The organism is Paracoccus onchidii, assembly GCF_028294535.1.
GTDB lineage: Bacteria > Pseudomonadota > Alphaproteobacteria > Rhodobacterales > Rhodobacteraceae > Paracoccus > Paracoccus onchidii.
In genome coordinates, this window is record NZ_JAQBIE010000005.1 from 1 (window position 1) to 18,967 (window position 18,967).

The 18,967-nt window shown below is 60.6% G+C and carries 10 protein-coding genes; 6 read left to right on the forward strand and 4 right to left on the reverse strand.

What is annotated here, in order from left to right; genetic code table 11:
* The 3 genes from PAF17_RS05125 to PAF17_RS05135 form a co-directional block, all read right to left on the reverse strand.
* Window positions 1–180 (reverse strand): transposase (locus PAF17_RS05125; RefSeq protein WP_271888017.1); only part of this gene is annotated, 180 nt, incomplete at its 3' end.
* A 113-nt stretch (window positions 181–293) separates the two neighbouring features.
* A complete protein-coding gene (locus PAF17_RS05130) occupies window positions 294–1,517 on the reverse strand; it encodes a GumC domain-containing protein (protein ID WP_271888018.1) in 1,224 nt (407 codons plus the stop codon).
* A 7-nt stretch (window positions 1,518–1,524) separates the two neighbouring features.
* Window positions 1,525–2,397 carry a CpsD/CapB family tyrosine-protein kinase gene (locus PAF17_RS05135; RefSeq protein WP_271888019.1) on the reverse strand — a complete coding sequence of 291 codons (873 nt, stop codon included), beginning with the start codon at window positions 2,395–2,397 and terminating at the stop codon, window positions 1,525–1,527.
* 149 nt (window positions 2,398–2,546) lie between these two features.
* Here PAF17_RS05135 and PAF17_RS05140 point away from each other — a divergent pair, with 149 nt between their 5' ends.
* Window positions 2,547–3,563 (forward strand): glycosyltransferase, encoded by a 1,017-nt coding sequence (locus PAF17_RS05140; RefSeq protein ID WP_271888020.1) that lies wholly within the window; start codon window positions 2,547–2,549, stop codon window positions 3,561–3,563.
* Window positions 3,564–3,566: 3 nt separating this feature from the next.
* On the opposite strand, the gene PAF17_RS05145 is transcribed toward PAF17_RS05140, so the two are convergent.
* Entirely contained in the window at window positions 3,567–4,322 is a 756-nt protein-coding gene (locus PAF17_RS05145; RefSeq protein WP_271888021.1) for a WecB/TagA/CpsF family glycosyltransferase, read from the reverse strand.
* Between the two features lie 165 nt (window positions 4,323–4,487).
* On the opposite strand from PAF17_RS05145, the gene PAF17_RS05150 reads away from it, so the two are divergent.
* The 5 genes from PAF17_RS05150 (at window position 4,488) to PAF17_RS05170 (ending at window position 18,955) form a co-directional block, all read left to right on the forward strand.
* The gene (locus tag PAF17_RS05150) at window positions 4,488–5,939 is read left to right on the forward strand and encodes a hypothetical protein (protein WP_271888022.1); all 1,452 of its coding nucleotides are present in this window, start codon (window positions 4,488–4,490) and stop codon (window positions 5,937–5,939) included.
* A gap of 372 nt (window positions 5,940–6,311) precedes the next feature.
* Window positions 6,312–12,710 (forward strand): type I polyketide synthase, encoded by a 6,399-nt coding sequence (locus PAF17_RS05155; RefSeq protein WP_271888023.1) that lies wholly within the window; start codon window positions 6,312–6,314, stop codon window positions 12,708–12,710.
* A 4-nt stretch (window positions 12,711–12,714) separates the two neighbouring features.
* The gene (locus PAF17_RS05160; protein WP_271888024.1) at window positions 12,715–13,713 is read left to right on the forward strand and encodes a glycosyltransferase family 2 protein; all 999 of its coding nucleotides are present in this window, start codon (window positions 12,715–12,717) and stop codon (window positions 13,711–13,713) included.
* On the forward strand, window positions 13,710–18,287 hold the full coding sequence (locus PAF17_RS05165; protein WP_271888025.1) for a MupA/Atu3671 family FMN-dependent luciferase-like monooxygenase: 4,578 nt from the start codon (window positions 13,710–13,712) through the stop codon (window positions 18,285–18,287). Before PAF17_RS05160 ends, PAF17_RS05165 begins: the two co-directional genes overlap by 4 nt.
* 2 nt (window positions 18,288–18,289) lie before the next feature.
* Window positions 18,290–18,955 carry a 4'-phosphopantetheinyl transferase family protein gene (locus tag PAF17_RS05170; RefSeq protein ID WP_271888026.1) on the forward strand — a complete coding sequence of 222 codons (666 nt, stop codon included), beginning with the start codon at window positions 18,290–18,292 and terminating at the stop codon, window positions 18,953–18,955.
* Window positions 18,956–18,967: the final 12 nt, after the last annotated feature.

Genomic DNA, 18,967 nt, shown 5'->3' on the forward strand with positions numbered 1-18,967 from the left:
TTCGCGCGCCGGCGTCAGCCGGCGCATCTCGTCGGGCAATGGCCCAGCATACTGCTTCCAGTTGAAACAGGTCGCCTGACTGAGCCCAGCCTTTCGGCAGATCTCGACAACCGGCATTCTCTCTTCGCCTTGCCGCAAGAGGAACGATTTCTGCGCATCCGTGAACTTCGATGCGTTCATGCGTGTCCGCTCCTTTCCCAGCCAGGAGAATCTACCTGAAAACTCCAGCTCCAAATGAGCCAGTTCTCAGGGGGAAAAGCAGGCTTTGGAGTGGGGAGCCGAGCCCCCCATAGTTATTTCGTTTGGGGCTTTCCGGCGAGTTTGGGAATGGTCGCGACAGGGCGCAGACCCGAGCTGCGCTCCATTTGCCCGGCGGATCTGATCACGGGTTTCAGCATTTCAAGCAACAGGGCCAGCATAAGAGCGAGCGCCATTGACCCCGCCAGTCCGAAAACCATCGTTTTCTTGCGACCCGAGGAAAGCGGATAATCCGGCTGCGTGGCTTGTTCCAGCAGGATGAATTGTTCGCTTTGCTGTTCGGCATCTAGGCGCTGCGCAGTCTCTGCTGCCGCGCGCCGACCGCTCATCTCGGCCTGTTGTTCGCGCAGTTGCAGAAGGCGCCGATCATAGGCTTGCATCTGTGCTTCGGCGTTGACGCTGCGCTGACCCGAGGCGCGGATTTCCGACATCCGTTCACGCAATTGGTCCTGGCGGGTTGTCATAAGGGTGATCTGGTTGTTGATCTGCGAGGCATTGCGCTGTTCGATCGTGCTTAGTGGGCTGCGGCTCATCAACTCATCATATTCGCTGCGCGCGCGAAGAAGGTCACCGGCGATTTCCGACAGTTCGGCATCGATGGTGCGCATCTCGGTGGGACGGTTGTCCAATGTCGTGGGCAGCACATCGAGATTTTCGTTGCGAAAGGCAGCCATCTCGGATTCTACGGCATCGATCTGTTGCGCAATGCGTGATTCTTCGCGGCTATAGAACTCCAGCGTTTCCTGAACCTGTTCGGTCTGGGTGGTCGAGTTCAGTTCGAGCACCCGTTCTGCCATTTCATTGGCCAGATCCGCAGCCAGTTTGGCCGAGGGCATGGTGGCAGTGACCCGCAAGACACCGGGCCACTGTTCTGCATTGGCATAATATTGTCCCCCGGTCACGGGATCGATGCGAAAGGAATTTCGCATGATCTGGACCTGCAGGGCTTCCGACATTGCGGGCGTGTCGGCGAACAGATCGTATTTGTCGATCAACCCGAGAATATTGTCCCGGACCATCAGGCGTGCTTGCACCAGTTGCAGCCAATAGCCCGCCGCGATGCCGCCGGTGCCACGCGGTGCGTCGGCAAAGCTGCGCGGGGTTTCGATTTGCAGCACCGCCGATGCGGCATAGCTGTGGGGCTGGCTGACCGCCATGTGATAGCTGAGCGCAGCGCCGGCCAGAACCGTGGTGCCAAGCACCAAGCGCCGCCGCCACAGCATCGAAAGAATATCGCCAATTGAACCTAGACTACCCATGACAGAACTACCTTTTCCTGCGACCGCGGAACCAGCGATCGCCAAAATCTTGCATGATCTCGGCCAGAGACCTGCGGATCTCTCCGCGATTCAGAACAACGGCAACCAGCTTGCTGCGGCCATTCAGCATTTCTTCCGCGGCGCGCAGTTGCGATGCGGTGTGCATCGTGCCATCGGCCACCAGCAAGACGCCATCGAGCTGGGGCAGGAACGACAATGTATCGTCATGCCCCAAAAGCGGAGGCAGGTCGTAGATTTCGACAGTGGGTCCGAATTTGCGCCGCATGTTGCCAAGCGCGACGGTGGTGGAACTTTCCTGCAAAATTTCGGCGCTGCCCTGAGCTACCTGAGAATTCATCAACACCGCAAGGCTTCCCTGATAGCTGCGCAGCTGATCGCTGGAGGGGTGCTTGCCTGCCAGAAACTCGGTCAGCGGGCCGGGAGGATTGGCGCCGAACATGCGCGCCAGACCGGGTTTGCGCAGATTCATATCCGCCAGAATCACCCGTGAACTGGGGCGCCGGGCCATTGCGAGCGCAAGATTGGCGGCGATGAAAGATGTTCCCGACCCTTCGGTGGGGGCGGTGACACCCAGGCGCAGGATGCCGTTTTCTTCCAGGGCGGTTGCAAGCAGGGTGCGCAGCATGTCGAAGCGGCGCGTTATATCGTCATCCTGACTGTCGGCAAAGAGGTGGTTGCGTTTCATCGAGGCCGCGTCGGCACGCATGGGCTTGATCGATGCCCAATTGCGCGCGTGATCGATACCGGCGGATGACGCATTACTTGTGCCGCTGCGGTCCAGCCGCAGCCGTGCTACCTTGGTTGGAGCCTGTTTCGCAGCGGCCGGACTATGCGCCGAATGCGGAGTGTCAGAAGTCATAACTGGTTACCCGGTCACTATCTTGTCGGAACTATGCAATATATGCAGCATGACTAACAGATGCCGTGACTTAATCAATTTGTACAATAGAACATGTAAAATGCAGACTATCACGGTGTTAGCCGTCTGTCAGAGGGAATAATCGGATCGTGAACACGAATTTACATCCAGCTTCCGGCAAGGCCGTTTCGGGCGCGATAGATGCCGTTGCGATCGGTCGCAATGAAGGGCGGCGGCTGACGGATTGCCTTGCGTCCTTGCAGCGGGCCGGCATTCGGCGGATCGTTTATGTCGATAGCGGATCGACTGATGGCAGTGTTCTGGCGGCCGAGGCCGCCGGGGCGAGCGTCATTCGACTGGATATGACACAGCCTTTTACGGCGGCACGGGCCCGGAACGCGGGACTGGAAATGTTGCTGTCGATGGATGATCCGGCTGAATTCGTTCAGATGATTGACGGCGATTGCGAGCTGCGCAGCAGCTGGCCATCCGAGGGGAAGGCGTTTCTTGACCGCAATCGCGAGGCGGTGGCCGTATGTGGGCGCCGTCGCGAACGTGCGGCGTCGGCAAGCGTATATAACCGGTTGTGTGACGTTGAATGGGACACCCCGGTTGGCAAGGCGCTGGCCTGTGGTGGGGATGCGCTGTTCCGACTGGACGCATTGGCCAAGGCCGGTGGGTATCGCGCCGATCTGATCGCAGGCGAAGAACCCGAGCTTTGTGTCAGACTGCGGGCAGCGGGCGGGCAGATCTGGCGTCTCGATGCGGAAATGACCTTGCATGATGCGGCGATGACGCGGTTTTCCCAGTGGTGGCGTCGCAGCCGCCGGGCGGGCTATGCCTTTGCCGAGGGGGCGGCGCTGCATGGGGCTGCGCCGGAACGGCATTGGGTTGCGCAAACCCGTCGGGCGGTTCTTTGGGGGCTGGCCCTGCCGGCGGCAATCGTGATTCTGGCCGGACTGTTTCCGTCACTTTCGGCAATGATGGCGCTGATATATCCAGCGCAGATCCTGCGGCTGGCCACACGGCGCGGCCTGTCAAAACGCCTGTCATGGGAAGTCGCGGTGTTTACGGTTCTGGGCAAGTTCCCCGAAGCGATGGGGGTGCTGTCTTACTGGCGAAATCGCATCGGCGGGCGCGCCGGGCGGCTGATTGAGTACAAGTAACCTTCAGCGCGCCGATCGCTGCCTTAAGGCGTTCATCGTTTCAAGAGGGAGGATCGCCGCGCAGCGCGCATAGCGAGGGGCCAGACGCTTGGGCGACGACAGCATGCGCCAGGCCCATTCCATTGCAATCTTGCGCACCCATTCCGGCGCGCGCTGCTGGTTTCCGGCCAGAAAATCCAGACCGGCGCCAATCGAGGCGAATCCGATTTCGGGGGCTTCGATCCGCCCGCGTGCGGCCAGTCGTTCCTGCTTTGGCGCCCCGAGTGCGACAAAGCACAGGCGGGCGCCACTGGCGCGAACCTGTGCCAGCAATTGGGTGCCTGCATCTGAATCGGGGTCAAAACCCATCGCTGGGGCGATGCAGGCGGTGATGTCGATTCCGGGGGCCTCGGCACCGATGCGGGCCGCTGCCGCTTCGAGCGCGGGCTGCGTGCTGCCGATCAGGGCGACGGGCACGTTTTCGGCAGCTGCCAGTCGTGCAAGGGGCAGGACCAGATCCGAACCGGGCAGCAGCGACAGATCCTTGCCGGCAAGGCGCGACAGCCAGATGATCGGGTTGCCATCGGCCACGATCAGATCCTGCGCGGCGTAGGCATGGCGGAACTGGCGGTCCTGGCGGAGCTTGACAAGGTGATCCAGGTTGATCGTGGCCAGGGCAAAACCCTGGCGGGCGCGAAATCGTCTGGTCAGTTCCGCCATCAGGCTTGGCTGGTCAGGCATATTGACCCGAATAATGTGATCTTCATAGGAAAATTGCATGCTTCTGGATGCCCTGAAAACTTCACTGTGCGGAAATACCGAACGCATTCGTTACAATGTCTGGCACTTTCAACGCGTCGGGACAAGCGGTGACAGTTTGTCAAAACCCGTAATTGTGCTAGTGACATAGAGGTTACCAGTTTTCGTTCCCTGCGATTTTTCAAGATGCCCAACAGTCTCGCCTTTCTCATGATTACCAGCTGGCCATTGGTCACGCTGATCATGTATTTGCGAATGCCACCAAGAACCGCGGTGATCTGGTCGATACTTGCGGGATACCTGCTGCTTCCCGCGGGGATGGTCCTGGATCTTCCGGGGTTGCCCGGACTCAGCAAACACAGCATTCCGGCGTTGTTCGGTTATCTTTACGTGACCTTGCTGCTGGGGCGGCGGGTGCGCATCATGCCCGAAAGCAAGGCGGGACGGATTCTGGTGGTGATGCTGTTGCTGTCGCCTTTCCTGACAGTGCTGACCAATGGCGATCCGATCTTCATCAACAGCTCGAAGGTGCTTCCCGGGCTGCGTCCCTATGACGGGGCCTCGATGCTGGTGGGGCAGGTCGGGTTTCTTCTGATCTGGGCGCTTGGCCGGGAATTTCTGCGCGATGGGGCGGCGGTTCGGCAACTGATTTCGGCGCTGGTGATTGCATGGCTCTGGTATTCCCTGCCCATGTTGTACGAGGTGCGGATGTCGCCGCAGCTGCACATCATGATCTATGGCTTCTTCCAGCATGATTTTGCGCAAATGATGCGGCAGGGCGGGTTCCGCCCGATCGTGTTCCTCGAGCACGGGTTGTGGATCGCGATGCTGACCTCGATGTCGGCATTGCTTTGCGTGGTGCTGGGGCGTGAAGCGGGTCCCGGCCTTTCCCGCAGGTACTACATGGCCGCCGCCTATCTGGTTGTGGTGCTTGTGCTTTGCAAAAGCGTGGCGGCCTTGCTGTATGTTCTGCTGTTGATGCCGGCGATGATCTTCCTCAGTGGCAGGCGGCTTGGTCAGATTGCCATGTTCATGGGGGTGCTGATCCTAAGCTATCCGATCGTGCGGACGCTGGACATCGTTCCGACCGAGGCGCTGATCGAAATGGCGGGCCGCGTTTCGGAAGAGCGTGCCCAGTCGCTGAAATTCAGGTTCGACAACGAGGATGCGTTGCTGGCGCACGCGATGGAACGTCCGCTGGCCGGGTGGGGCGGCTGGGAAAGAAGCTCGATCCATGATGTGACCACCGGCGAAACGGTTTCCACCACCGACGGTCTCTGGGTGATCGCAATGGGCTATAGCGGGTTCATCGGATTCATCGCCCAGTTTGGATTGCTTTGCCTGCCCATATTCCTGCTGTCTGGGGCCTATCGCACGGCGGGGCGCGAGATCAGCGTTCTGATGGGGGGAACAGCGGTGGTCCTGGCGGTGAACCTGATCGATCTGCTGCCGAATGCCACGATTTCGCCAATAACATGGCTGATCACCGGGGGCATGCTGGGATATCTGGAACAGCTGCGACACGGCGTTCCCGAGGGGGAGGGCGCGCCGCAGCCAGCCCCGGCAGCGCCGCGCGGTCCAAGGCCCTATGCCGGATTGGTCGGACAGGGCCGTATCGGGCCGCGCAGTCTGCTTTAGGATCGGGATGGTTGATGACGAAAGAAAAATGATTGGTTTCGTTCGGTATGGCTGTGGTTCCATGGTACATTCGATGCCGATGCTCAGGGACGAATGATCGCAACCTGTCCAAAGCGTCAGGTTCAAACCGCGGGCCGGGCGAATTAGCTGTTATGTCTGTGTATGAAGGTTGAATTGGTAAATGGAAATCGCGTTGCATGTGGCTTGGGCCGCGCACCGTCGGCATTCTTTGGAATGGTTGCAATTTCAGGCAGATCCCGCTGGCGCCAACAAGAATGGGCTGGCTAGATTGCCGGGGTCGAATCGTTCGTCGGCCATGATGAATGCGGAACGTCCGAATGCGGGACAGGGCAATGCGATACGGGTGGCGCTATGACAAAACACGATAATCCGGTGCAGGGTCTCGAAGGGGCAATCGCCATCACCGGCATGTCGGCGCATCTGCCGGGGGCGGCGGATATCGGTCAGTATTGGACAAATCTGCGCGACGGAATCGAATCCATTCGGCAAATGTCGGTCGAGGACCTGATTGCCAATGGCGAAAGCCCTGCGCGCATCCGCCAGAAGAACTATGTTCCCGCAGCTTCGGTTCTGGATGGTTTCGAACGTTTTGACGCGGATTTTTTCGGGCTGTCACCCAAGGAAGCCGCAATCATGGATCCACAGCATCGCCAGTTCCTGGAATGCGCGTGGGAGGCTTTTGAAAACAGTGGGCACACGCCCGAAGGGTTCGACGGCCCGATCGGGGTTTTCGCTGGCTGTGGTATGGGCAGCTACTTTTATTTCAATATCTGTTCGAACGCGGATCTGGTGAAGAACACGGGCATGTTCCTGTTGCGCCATACCGGCAATGACAAGGATTTCCTGTCAACGCGTGTCAGCCATATTTTTGATCTCAAGGGCCCAAGCCTGTCGATCCAGACGGCCTGCTCGACGTCGTTGGTGGCGGTTCATCAGGCCGCGCAATCGCTGTTGAATGGCGAATGTGACATGGCTTTGGCGGGGGGCGTCACGATCGAGCTGCCCCATGGGCGCGGATATCTGTTCGAGGATGGCGAAATCCTGTCCCCTGACGGGCATTGCCATGCCTTTGACCATCGCGCGCAGGGTACCGTTTTCGGGTCCGGAGCGGGGTGCGTGGTGCTGCGCCGGCTGGAAGATGCCATCGCCGACGGGGATCATATCTGGGCGGTCGTGCGTGGAACCGCGGTCAACAACGATGGATCTGCCAAGGCCGGTTATCTTGCGCCCTCGGTCGAGGGGCAGTCACGTGCGATTGCCGAGGCACAGGCTGTCGCGGGGGTGAATGCCGACACGATCGGATATGTGGAATGCCATGGCACCGGCACCTATCTGGGGGATCCGATCGAGGTTGCGGCACTGACCCAGGCATTCGAACAGACCACGCAGGCGCGCGGCTATTGCGGGATCGGCAGCGTCAAGACGAATATCGGACATACCGACACCGCGGCGGGGGTTGCCAGCCTGATCAAGGTCAGCATGGCCTTGCATCACGGCCAGATCCCGCCATCGCTGGGATATGAAGCCCCCAATCCGGCAATCGATTTCGAACATTCGCCATTCCTGGTCAATTCAACGCTGCGGGATTTCCCGCGCCTGAATGGCGCGCCGCGTCGCGCGGGTGTGAACAGCCTGGGCGTTGGCGGCACCAACGCCCACGCCGTGATCGAAGAAGCTCCGAAACAGGCGGCATCGGAAGAAAGCGATTGGCCGTTTCAGTTGCTGGTCCTGTCTGCGCGCAGCAAGAAGGCACTGGATCAGGCGGCGGGAAATCTTGCTGCACATCTTCGTGCCCATCCGGAACAGCCACTTGCAGATGTGGCCTGGACGCTGAAACAGGGCCGTCGTGCCTTTGAACATCGGCGTATCCTGGTGGCCAATGACCATTCCGAGGCCGCCGCCAAGTTGGAGGAATCGGACCCGCGCAAGGTTTTCACCCATCAGGAACTACCTGAACCGCCGGAAACGGTATTCATGTTTCCTGGCGGGGGTGCCCAATTCGCAGGCATGGCACGCGACCTCTATGAAACCGAACCGGTGTTTCAGGAATGGATGGATCGCGGTCTGGACCATCTGGCGCCATCGCTGGATTACGATTTGCGTGCGGTCTGGTTGCCCGGGGAAGCAGACTATGCCGATGCTGTCGAGCGGCTGAAGAAACCTTCGGTCCAGTTGCCGCTCATCATGATCACCGAATATGCGCTGGCGCAATTGTGGATCAGCTGGGGTGTTCAGCCTTCGGCTCTGATCGGTCATTCGATGGGGGAAAATACCGCGGCCTGTCTGGCTGGGGTGATGTCATTTGAAGATTGTATCGGCCTGGTGCATCTGCGTGGCCAGCTGTTCGACACGATTGCCCCCGGCGGGATGCTGTCCGTGCCGTTGTCGCGCGACGCCCTGCAGCCCTATTGGGCCGATGATCTGGACATGGCGTCGATCAATGCGCCTGACCTATGTGTTGTCTCTGGCCCTCAGGCGGCGCTGGAAGCGTTGGAAAAGCGCCTGGCGGGTGACGACATCGAAGCGCAGCGCATTCAGATCGACATCGCCGCACATAGCCGAATGCTGGAGCCGATCCTGACGCGGTTTGGTGATTACCTGCGGTCCATTCCGCTTCATGCGCCCCGATTGCCGGTGATTTCCAACCATAGCGGCGAGCCCCTGACCGCGGCCGAGGCGACCAGCCCCGATTATTGGGTCGCGCATCTGCGCAACACCGTCAATTTCGCCGACGGTATTGCCTGGCTGATGCAGAAACAGAACCGGGTTTACCTGGAGGTAGGGCCAGGCCGGGCGTTGTCGTCCTTGGCTCAGGCGAATGGAATGGCGTCCAATCAGGTGATCCCCTCATTGCGCCATCCCGATCAGCAGGTGCCCGATGATGAATGGTTCATCTCGACCCTGGGCCGGCTTTGGGCCGTTGGGGTTCCAGTCGACTGGGCGCCGATCTGGGGCGAGGCGCGGCGCAATCGCGTGCCGTTGCCAACCTATCCTTTCCAGCGCAGTAGCTATTTCATCGAACCCGGGCAGACCGCGGCCCCTGTCGAAGAAGAATGGCTGGAGCGCAGCGATGATATCGCCGAATGGGGTTGGCAGCCGCATTGGCGCCCGCGCGCTGCCGAAACCGAGATCGAGGCCGAGGATCTGGCCGCAAGTGATCCTCAGACCTGGTTGGTCTTTGCAGATGAGGTCGGATTGGCCGATCGCGCAATCACTCGGTTGCGTGATGCGGGGCACAGGGTCATCGAACTGCGTGCGGGCGATCTGTATGCGCAGACGGAAGAGGACCGTTTCACCCTGTCGCCTGAGCGTGGGCGCGAAGATTATGACCGGCTGATTCACGATCTGGTGGCGCAGGGTTTGGTTCCGCAGCGCATCGCCCATTTCTGGCTGGTTACCGCATCGGAAACCTATCGTCCCGGTTCAAGCTTTTTTCATCGCAATCAGGAACAGGGTTTTTACAGCCTGCTATTCCTTGCACAGGCCATCGCGGAAGAAAACCTGCCGCGACCGATCCATGTCATGGCGGCCACGACAGGCGCCGCACGGGTGCGGCAAGAGGGGTTGCCATATCCTGAAAAGGCAATGATCGCTGGGCCGCTGCGGGTGATGCCGCGGGAATTGCCCGGGGTGACTTGTTCGTCGCTCGATCTGACCCTGCCTGAAGGGCGGCGCGTGGATGCTGCATGGGCTGCCTTGACCGATCGCGTGCTTGAAGAAATGCTTGCCGATCCGGCCAATCAGTCCGCCGCCCTGCGTGGTGAGCGGCGGTATCAGTTGACTTGGCGGCCATTGCCGCTGAACGGTCAGTTGGCCACCCTGCCGCAAGATGCGGTGGTCATGCTGACAGGTGGTTTCGGCGGTATCGGGTTGACCATAGCCGAGCGTCTGGCCCGTGATTTCGGTGCCAGGATCGTGCTTGTCGGACGCCGCGCCCTGCCGGCGCGCGACCAGTGGGCGCGGATCTTGCGCAGTGCCGCCCCCAATGATGTAACCGCCTCGCGTATCCGGGGTGTGCAGCAACTGGAAGAAGTGGGCGCCGAGGTTGTCTGCCTGACCGCGGATGTCTGTAACATGCAGGACATGCAGGCCGCGCGCGATGACATCATGGCGCGCTTTGGGCGCATCGACACCGTGATTCACGGTGCGGGGGTCGTCGATGATGCGCCGATCCTGGCGAAATCTTCGGCCAGTGTAGAGAATGTCTTTGCGCCCAAGGTTCATGGCACCGAAGTTCTGGACAAGGTTTTTCCCGACGGTTCGGTCGGGCAGATCGTTGTGTTCAGCTCGACTTCGACGGCAATCGCGCCTGCGGGGCAGGTCGATTATGTCGCCGCGAATGAATTTCTGAATGCCTGGGCAAAGTCCCGCGCCGATGGCAAGACGGCGGTGACCGCCATCAACTGGGGGATCTGGGCCGAGGTCGGCATGGCGGCCGAAGCCTTTGCCGCACCCGAACCGGCACCTGTCGAACCAACCAAGGCGCCGCTGCTTGACAGCGCTACCTTTGATGCCGAAGGCAATCGGATTTTCCAGAGCGAGATGTCGACCCGGCATTGGCTTCTGGATGGTCATCGCACAAAAGATGGCCAGGCGCTGGTGCCTGGCACAGGTTATCTCGACCTGATTGCGCAAGCGCTGCGTGCCAATGGCGAACATGGCGATTTCCAGATTCGCGACCTGTATTTCTTTCGCCCGCTTTCGGTCGGCAATGACGCGTCGCGGCAGATGCGCCTGTCGCTTGGGCGCAATGACGAAGGCTATGCCGTTCAGATCCGCAGTCAGACCGAGATTGACGGTCGGACAGGATTCGAACTGAACGCGCAAGCTCAGATCAGCTTCCAGAAATCGCGTCCCGGAAAGATTGATCTGGAACAGGTCTCCGCACGCTGTCTTCGCAACATCGATGAGGGTGAATCAGGTCTGGTAAGCCCGCAGGAAGCCCATCTGCGTTTCGGTCCGCGTTGGCGTGTTCTTCGCCGTCGCGCCTATGGGGATGGCGAAGGTCTGGCCGCGTTGGCTCTTCCAGATGCATTCCGCAATGAACCCGCGCAGGGCTATCTGATCCATCCGGCGTTGATGGATTTGGCCACCGGTTGGGCAATGGGCTTGATCGCGGGGTATCAGGCGAACCATCTCTGGGTGCCGGTCAGCTATGGCAACGTCAAGGTATTCGCCCCGCTGCCCGCCGAGATCCGCAGTTGGGTGCGGAATGCGGCTGACAATAACAGCGCGTCTCCCTTTGCGCGATTTGATATCACCTTGACCGATCCCGACGGCAATGTGGTGATCGATATCGAAGGCTTTACGATCCACCGGATCGAAGGGGCTTTGGATTTCGGGGCCGCCAGCGGCAAGCGTGACGTGATCTATCCTGATCAGGACGACGGCGGGCGCAAGCTGTCGGCGGCCGAAGAACGGTTGCAGCACAACCTGTCGCAAGGCATACGCCCGCAGGAAGGTGCCGAAGGGTTCCTGCGGGCTTTGGCGGCGGGCCGGTCGCAGGTCATCGTGTCATCCATGCCTTTGCCGAAGCTGATTGCCCAGGCAGATCAGAATGTCGCGGAAGATCAGAAACGCGAAGGTTTCGAACGCCCGGATCTGGATAGCGATTATGTTGAACCCCGCAATGGCATCGAACGCAGCCTGGTTGGTTTCTGGCAGGAGCTGCTGGGGGTCGGTCAGGTCGGCGTCGAGGACAGTTTCTTTGATCTTGGCGGCCATTCGCTGATTGCGGTTCGCCTGTTCGCGATGATCCGCAAAACCTGGTCGGTCGATTTCCCGATTTCTGTCCTGTTCGAGGCGCCCACAATTGCCGCCTGTGCCCGGCTGATCGAGGATCGGATCGGCCCGCAAGATGGTGAGTCCGCGCCTGCCGCGAAACAGGCACCCAGTCGGCGCTATACGCATCTGGTCCCGATGCATCAGGGTGAGGGGGGCGACAAGCGGCCCTTCTTCCTTGTCGCCGGTATGTTCGGAAATGTTCTGAACCTGCGTCATCTTGCGCAACTGCTTGGCGGTGACCGGCCTTTCTATGGCATGCAGGCACGCGGTTTGTTCGGTGAAGATGATCCGCACGAAAATTTTGTTGATGCTGCAAGGGATTACATCGCAGAACTGAAGTCGGTTCAAGACAGCGGCCCCTATTTGTTGGGCGGGTTTTCAGGCGGCGGTCTGATCGCCTGGGAGATGGCCAGACAGTTGGAGGCCGAGGGCGAAGAAGTTGCCCTGACGGTGCTTCTGGACACACCCCTACCCATGAGGCCGGATCTGACAAGGCAGGACAAGGTCTTGATAAAGCTGGCTGAACTGCGCAAGAAAGGCCCGGCATATTTGGCCGAGTGGATGCAGGCACGCGCCGATTGGAAGCGTCGGCAAAAGCAGCGCGCCGATGCCCCGGCGGAAAGTGCCAACCAGTTCCACAATACCGCGATCGAGGCGGCGTTCCGCGCGGCATTGCCGCATTACGATATGCGCCCGCGCGACGCCAAGGTCGTGCTGTTCCGTCCGCCGATTGATCGCCACTGGCAGGTTTCGGGGGGGCGCTGGGTCAGTGCGGCCAAGGAATATGTCTATGAAGACAATGATTTGTCGCGTTTTGCCGCCGATCTGAAGGTGATCGAAGTTCCTGGCGATCATGACAGCATGGTTCTTGAACCGAATGTCAGGGTCATGGCCGCACGCATGCGTGACGCCATCGCCGAGGCCGAGCAGGCGCTTGACGAACCTTTCGCACAGGCGGCGGAGTAAGCGGATGACGACAGTATTGACGGTCATATTGAACTGGCGCACGCCATCCATGACCCTGAAATCGGCCGAGGCGGCGATTGCCGCCATGGACGGGATCGATGGGGACATCATCATCGTCGACAATGACAGTCAGGACGGTTCGGAAGATTTCATTCGCAACGCGGTCGCTGAACGCGGTTGGGCGCGGGTGCGGGTGATCCAGGCGGGACAGAACGGCGGCTTTGGTGCTGGAAACAATGTCGGCATTCGTGCGGGCCTGGCAACGGGCGCGCGGCCGGACTATGTTTATCTTCTGAACTCGGATGCATTTCCTGCGCCTGACGCCATACAGGTTCTGGTGGATCACATGCAGGCCAATCCCGAAACCGGTTTGGCGGGCAGCTATATTCACGGCACGGATGATCAGCCCCATGTGACATGTTTTCGGTTCCCTTCGGTGGCATCGGAATTCGAAGGCAGCGCGCAGACGGGGCCTGTGTCGCGGCTGCTGCGTCATGCCATCATTCCCCAACCCATCCCGGCGGAAACCACGGCAATGGATTGGGTCGCGGGCGCAAGCCTGATGATGCGGCAAGACATGCTGGATCTGATCGGGGCCTTTGACGAAGAGTATTTCCTGTATTTTGAGGAAACCGATTTGTGCCTGCGCGCAGCGCGTGCCGGTTGGCGAACCGATTACGTGCCCGCAAGCCGGGTCGCTCATATTGGTTCCGCGTCTACCGGGATGAAGAAATGGGACCGCACGCCCGGCTATTGGTTTGATAGCCGCTGGCGGTATTTCCGCAAGAATTACGGGCTTGGAAAGGCCGTCGCCGCCAGTCTGGCGCAGATATCCGGCCTGTCGATCAATCGTCTGCGCGCCGCGCTTGGAAACGCGCCGCGCAACGGACCGCGCGGTCACATGCGTGATCTGTTGGTGCATGATCTGCGCGCCTTGTGCACGGGCATTGCACCCGCAAGCATTCACAGCCCCGAAGCTTCCGTCACCGAGAGGACGACATGACGCAATCCGCCGTTTTTATCGGGAACGAATCCCTTTTGATCCAATGTGCAGGCCAGTGGCGTGATCGCGGGCATTCCGTCGCGGCGATCCTGACCCGAGACGCTGACATCCGCAAATGGGGCGAAGCACAGGGCATACCGGTCTTTGCCCAATCCGAGACCCGCGAGCCGGGAGATCTGGCATATGACTGGTTGTTCAGCGTCGCAAACCTGTCCTTGGTGCCGGATGCGTTGCTGGCCCGGGCAGGGCGGGGGGCGATCAACTTCCACGATGGTCCTTTGCCGCGACGGGCAGGGCTGAACACCCCGGCCTGGGCCATTCTGCAAGGGGATGATCAGCACGGCATCACATGGCACCTGATCGAAGGCGATATCGACGAGGGCGATATTCTGGAACAGCGCCTGTTTGCCATCAGCCCGGATGACACCACGCTAAGCCTGAACACCAAGGCGTTCGAGGCCGCGATCGACAGCTTTTCCGCTGTCATGGCGCAGGTCGAAAATGGATTGCAACGGCAGAGGCAGGATCTTTCGCTGCGCGATTACCACGCGCGGGCTGACCGGCCGGTTGCGGCGGCTTCATTGGATTTCACGGCACCTCGCGATCAGGCCTTGCGTCTGATCCGTGGTCTGGATCACGGGGATTATGCCAATCCGCTGGCACTGGCCAAGTTCGAGGTCGATGGACGCGTCGTGGCGGTTTCCCATGGGGCGCTTGCGGATGGGGTGGGCGCTGACGGTGCCGTGATCGCGGCGGAAAAGGATGCGATCACGGTGATATGTGCCGATGGCGCATTACGCCTTGAAGGGTTGCGCCCGCTGGATGGCAAGGATCTTGATTGCCCTGGCTTGCAGGGCAAGATGCTGTCTGGCCCGGCGGACCGGCAGGGTTTGACGGATGCAATTGCCGCGACCGTTCCATCTGAAGGCTATTGGCGCAATGCGTTGCGGCAGCTGGCCTCGGCGACCGTGCCCATGGCCGTCGATTCAGATGCACCCGCGCAGTGGAAAAGCCTGCAGGTAGACGCGTCAGATGGCGATGTTGTTGCGGGTCTTGCATTGCTGGCGACGGGTTTGGCCGGAGAAGAGGCCGTCGATCTTGCGCTGTCCGATCCCCGTGCGCCCGAAGCCGTCGGGTATCTGTCCGATTGGGTTCCGCTGCGGGTTGAGTTTGCTGCGGATGGCCTGACGGCGACGTTCCGCCGGGATTGCGTGCAGCGCCTTGAACGTGCACGGCGGCATCCGGCATTTGCGCTGGACCTGCCCCTGCGCGACCCGGCTATTGTGGCACCGCAACGCCCGGCGATCGGACTTGTCGCCGAAGGTGAATGCCCGGTGGCCGGAACCGTGCTGACGCTGGCACCGGAAACCGGAAAACTGCAATATGATGCCAACAGGTTGGGTGCGGATGCGGCGCAACTGCTGGTCAATCGGCTTGGGTATCTGGCACGCGCCGTCGTGCAGCAGGAAATGCTTGCCGATCTGTCGCCGATGCCCGATGCGGAACGCGAGCTGGTGATTTCGAAATGGAATCAGACAGCTGCAGATTTTCCCGATATCTGTATCCATGAGGCATTCGAGGCCCAGGTGGCCAGAACACCGGGTGCGATCGCGCTGACCGTAGAAGACCGCGTGCTGACCTATGCGCAATTGAATGAATATGCCAACCGCGCGGCACATACGCTGCGGGAAATGGGCGTCGGCCCCGACGTGCTGGTCGGAATCTATACCGGACGCAATGAACATCTGCTGATTGGCACGCTGGCAATCATGAAGGCGGGCGGTGCCTATGTCCCGCTGGATCCTGCCTATCCCGCCGATCGCATCGCGCTGTATATCGACGATAGTGCATGTCCGGTGATCGTCACCGAAAGCGGGCTATCCGCCGCGCTGCCGTCACATGGTGCAAAGCTTCTGGTGCTGGATCAGGATGCACGGCTTGAAGCCGCCCCGACCGACAATCCCGAAAGTGGTGTTTCGACCTCGGACCTAGCCTATCTGATCTATACCTCCGGTTCGACAGGGCGGCCCAAGGGGGTGATGCTAGAACATCGCAATGTCGCAAATTTCTTTACCGGCATGGATGACCGGATTCAGCATGATCCGGCCGGGGTCTGGCTTGCCGTAACCTCGTTGTCCTTCGATATTTCGGTTCTTGAGCTGTTCTATTCGCTGGCCCGTGGGTTCCGGTTGGTGCTGATGGGGGATGCCGAACGGGCATTGGTGTCAGGCGGCGCTGCCGTCAGTGACAAGGCGATGGATTTCAGCCTGTTCTATTGGGGGAATGACGACGGGGTCGGGCGTTCGAAATACGAATTGCTGCTTGAGGGTGCGAAATTCGCTGACCAGCATGGCTTTTGTGCCGTCTGGACGCCTGAACGGCATTTCCATGCCTTTGGCGGCCCCTATCCGAACCCTTCGGTAACCGGTGCTGCCGTGGCCGCCGTGACCAAGAACCTCGAAGTCCGGGCGGGCAGTTGTGTCGCGCCCCTGCACCATCCGATCAGGATCGCCGAGGAATGGGCCGTCATCGACAACCTGACCGAAGGTCGCACGGGTCTGGCCATTGCCTCGGGCTGGCACCCCGAGGATTTCGTGCTGCGCCCCGAAAACTCGCCCCCGGAAAACAAGCCGGCCATGTATAAATCCATCGAGATCCTGCGTCAGTTGTGGCGTGGCGAGAAAGTCCCCTTTGCCATGGCAGACGGCAAGATGGTCGACGTGCTGACACAGCCTCGCCCTGTGTCAGACGAGCTGAATGTCTGGGTGACAACCGCAGGCAACCCCGCGACCTGGCGCGAGGCTGGCGAATTGGGGGCCCATGTTCTGACGCATTTGCTGGGCCAGTCGATCGAAGAGGTGGGCGACAAGATCAAGATCTACCATCAGGCCCTGCGCGACAGCGGCCGTGATCCGGCAAAGTACCGGGTCACACTGATGTTGCACAGCTATCTTGCAGGTGATCGCGAAACCGCGCGCGAGGTCGCCCGCGGCCCGATGAAGGATTATCTGCGTTCGGCGGCGGCGTTGGTCAAGCAATATGCATGGGCGTTTCCCGCGTTCAAGAAGCCGGAAGGCGTGTCGAACCCGATGCAGATCGATCTGGGCAGCCTGAGCGATGAGGAAAACGAAGCGATCCTCGATTTTGCCTTCAACCGGTATTTCGAGGATTCTGGGCTGTTTGGCACCGTCGATGATGTGTTGCCGCGTGTCGAACAACTGAAACAGATCGGTGTGACCGAAATAGCTGCCCTGATCGATTACGGCATTGCCCGCGACAAGGTGCTGGAAGGCCTGCACCCGCTGGCCGAGCTGCTGGCGCGCAGCAATGCGGGCAGCGCACCGGCGGATGATGATTTCTCGATTGCCGCGCAGTTGCGCCGCCACAAGGTCACTCATCTGCAATGCACCCCGTCGATGGCCCGCATGATTGCAATGAATGATGATGCACGGGCGGCCCTGACAGGTGTCAGGCATCTGATGATTGGCGGTGAGGCGCTGTCAGGGGGGCTGGTCGCGGATCTCAATCAGGCAAGTGCGGCGACGATCGAGAACATGTACGGTCCGACCGAGACCACGATCTGGTCGACCACCGCCACCGCGAATGCCGGTGATGCCGTGACCAGCATCGGCACGCCGATTGCCAATACGCAGGTCTATGTTCTTGACGATGCAATGCAGCCGGTGCCGGTTGGCGCGCCCGGTGAATTATGGATCGGCGGCGCCGGCGTGGCGCGCGGATACTGGCAGCGCGAGGATCTGACCCAAGAACGGTTCAAGGATAATCCGTTCCATTCGGGGCGCATGTATCGCACGGGCGATCTGGTTCGCTGGAATGGCGATGGGCGGCTGGATTTCCTTGGCCGGGCCGACCATCAGGTCAAGATGCGCGGTTACCGCATCGAACTGGGAGAGATCGAGGCCGTGGCCGAGGGCTTTGCCGGGGTGCGACAGGCGGTCGTCATGGCGCGCGAGGACCAACCCGGCGATATGCGTCTGGTGGCATATGTCACCGCGGATAGCTGGCTGGCGACAGAAGCGTTGCGCGATCATCTGGCCCATGCGCTGCCTGCGCATATGATACCCTCGCATGTCGTGAAGTTGCCGGAATTTCCGCTGACCCCGAACCGCAAGGTTGATCGCAAGGCATTGCCGGCCCCCGCGCAAGCCAGCGCCCCTTCGCCCGAGGCATTCGTTGCGCCAAGCAAAGGTGTGCAGGCAAGCATTGCCGAGGTCTGGTCGCGCATTCTCAATCGTCCGCAGATTGGCGCAAAGGACAATTTCTTTGCGCTTGGCGGGCATTCACTGCTGGCGGTGCAGGCCCATCGGGAAATCAAGCAGGCGCTTGGCGGATCGGTGCGGTTGTCGATCACCGACATCTTCCAGTTCCCGACGCTGGAAACCCTATCGGCGCATCTGGGGCAGGGCGACGGCAATGCCACATCCGCCCAGCCTGCCATGGCGGGGGCGTCCGCCGAAGCCGCTTCAGGCGCAGGTCAGGAAGATCGCGCCGCAGCGCGGGCCGAGGCAATGTCTCGCCGGCGTGCCATGCGGGCTGGCAGGGGCAGGGGGTAGGCATGGCCAGTCTGGCGCGCATGGCAGGCACCTTGTTTCCCGACTCTGTCGGGCTTGGTGTCGTGTCGATCGGCGCGGCGGATGATCCATGGCCCGAAGAACTGCCTGCGATCGCCAGGGCCGTTCCCCATCGTCGCAATGAATTCGCGGCGGGTCGCGCGGCTGCGCGCATGGCGATGTCGGGGTTGGGGCTGGAACTGCAGGCCATTCCCGCGGGCGAAGATCGCGCCCCGATCTGGCCTGCCGGCCTGACCGGTAGCATTACGCATGGCGAGGACACGGCCCTTGCCGTAGTGTGCAAAAGCAACGAATTTCGGGGTCTGGGTATCGATATCGAACCAGATGCACCTTTGCCCGAGGATGTGCTGTCCGATATCTGCGACGGCGACGAATGCGCCTGGATCGCCGGTCAGGTGGCACCTTTGCGTTGGGCGCGCCTGATTTTCGTGGCCAAGGAAGCCGCGTTCAAATGCCAGTATCCCGCGACCCGCGCCATTTTCGGCTTTGATGTCATGACGATACGGATCATGCCGCAAGAGGGACGGTTGACGGCCCGCTTTACACGCGACGTTTCGCCTTATGCGGCGGGCGATCTGCTTGAGGGGCGTTTTATCCGGTCGGCAGGCATGATCGTCGCCGGATTTGTCGATCCGGCCGATCCGGTCTAGCGAAAACAGGAG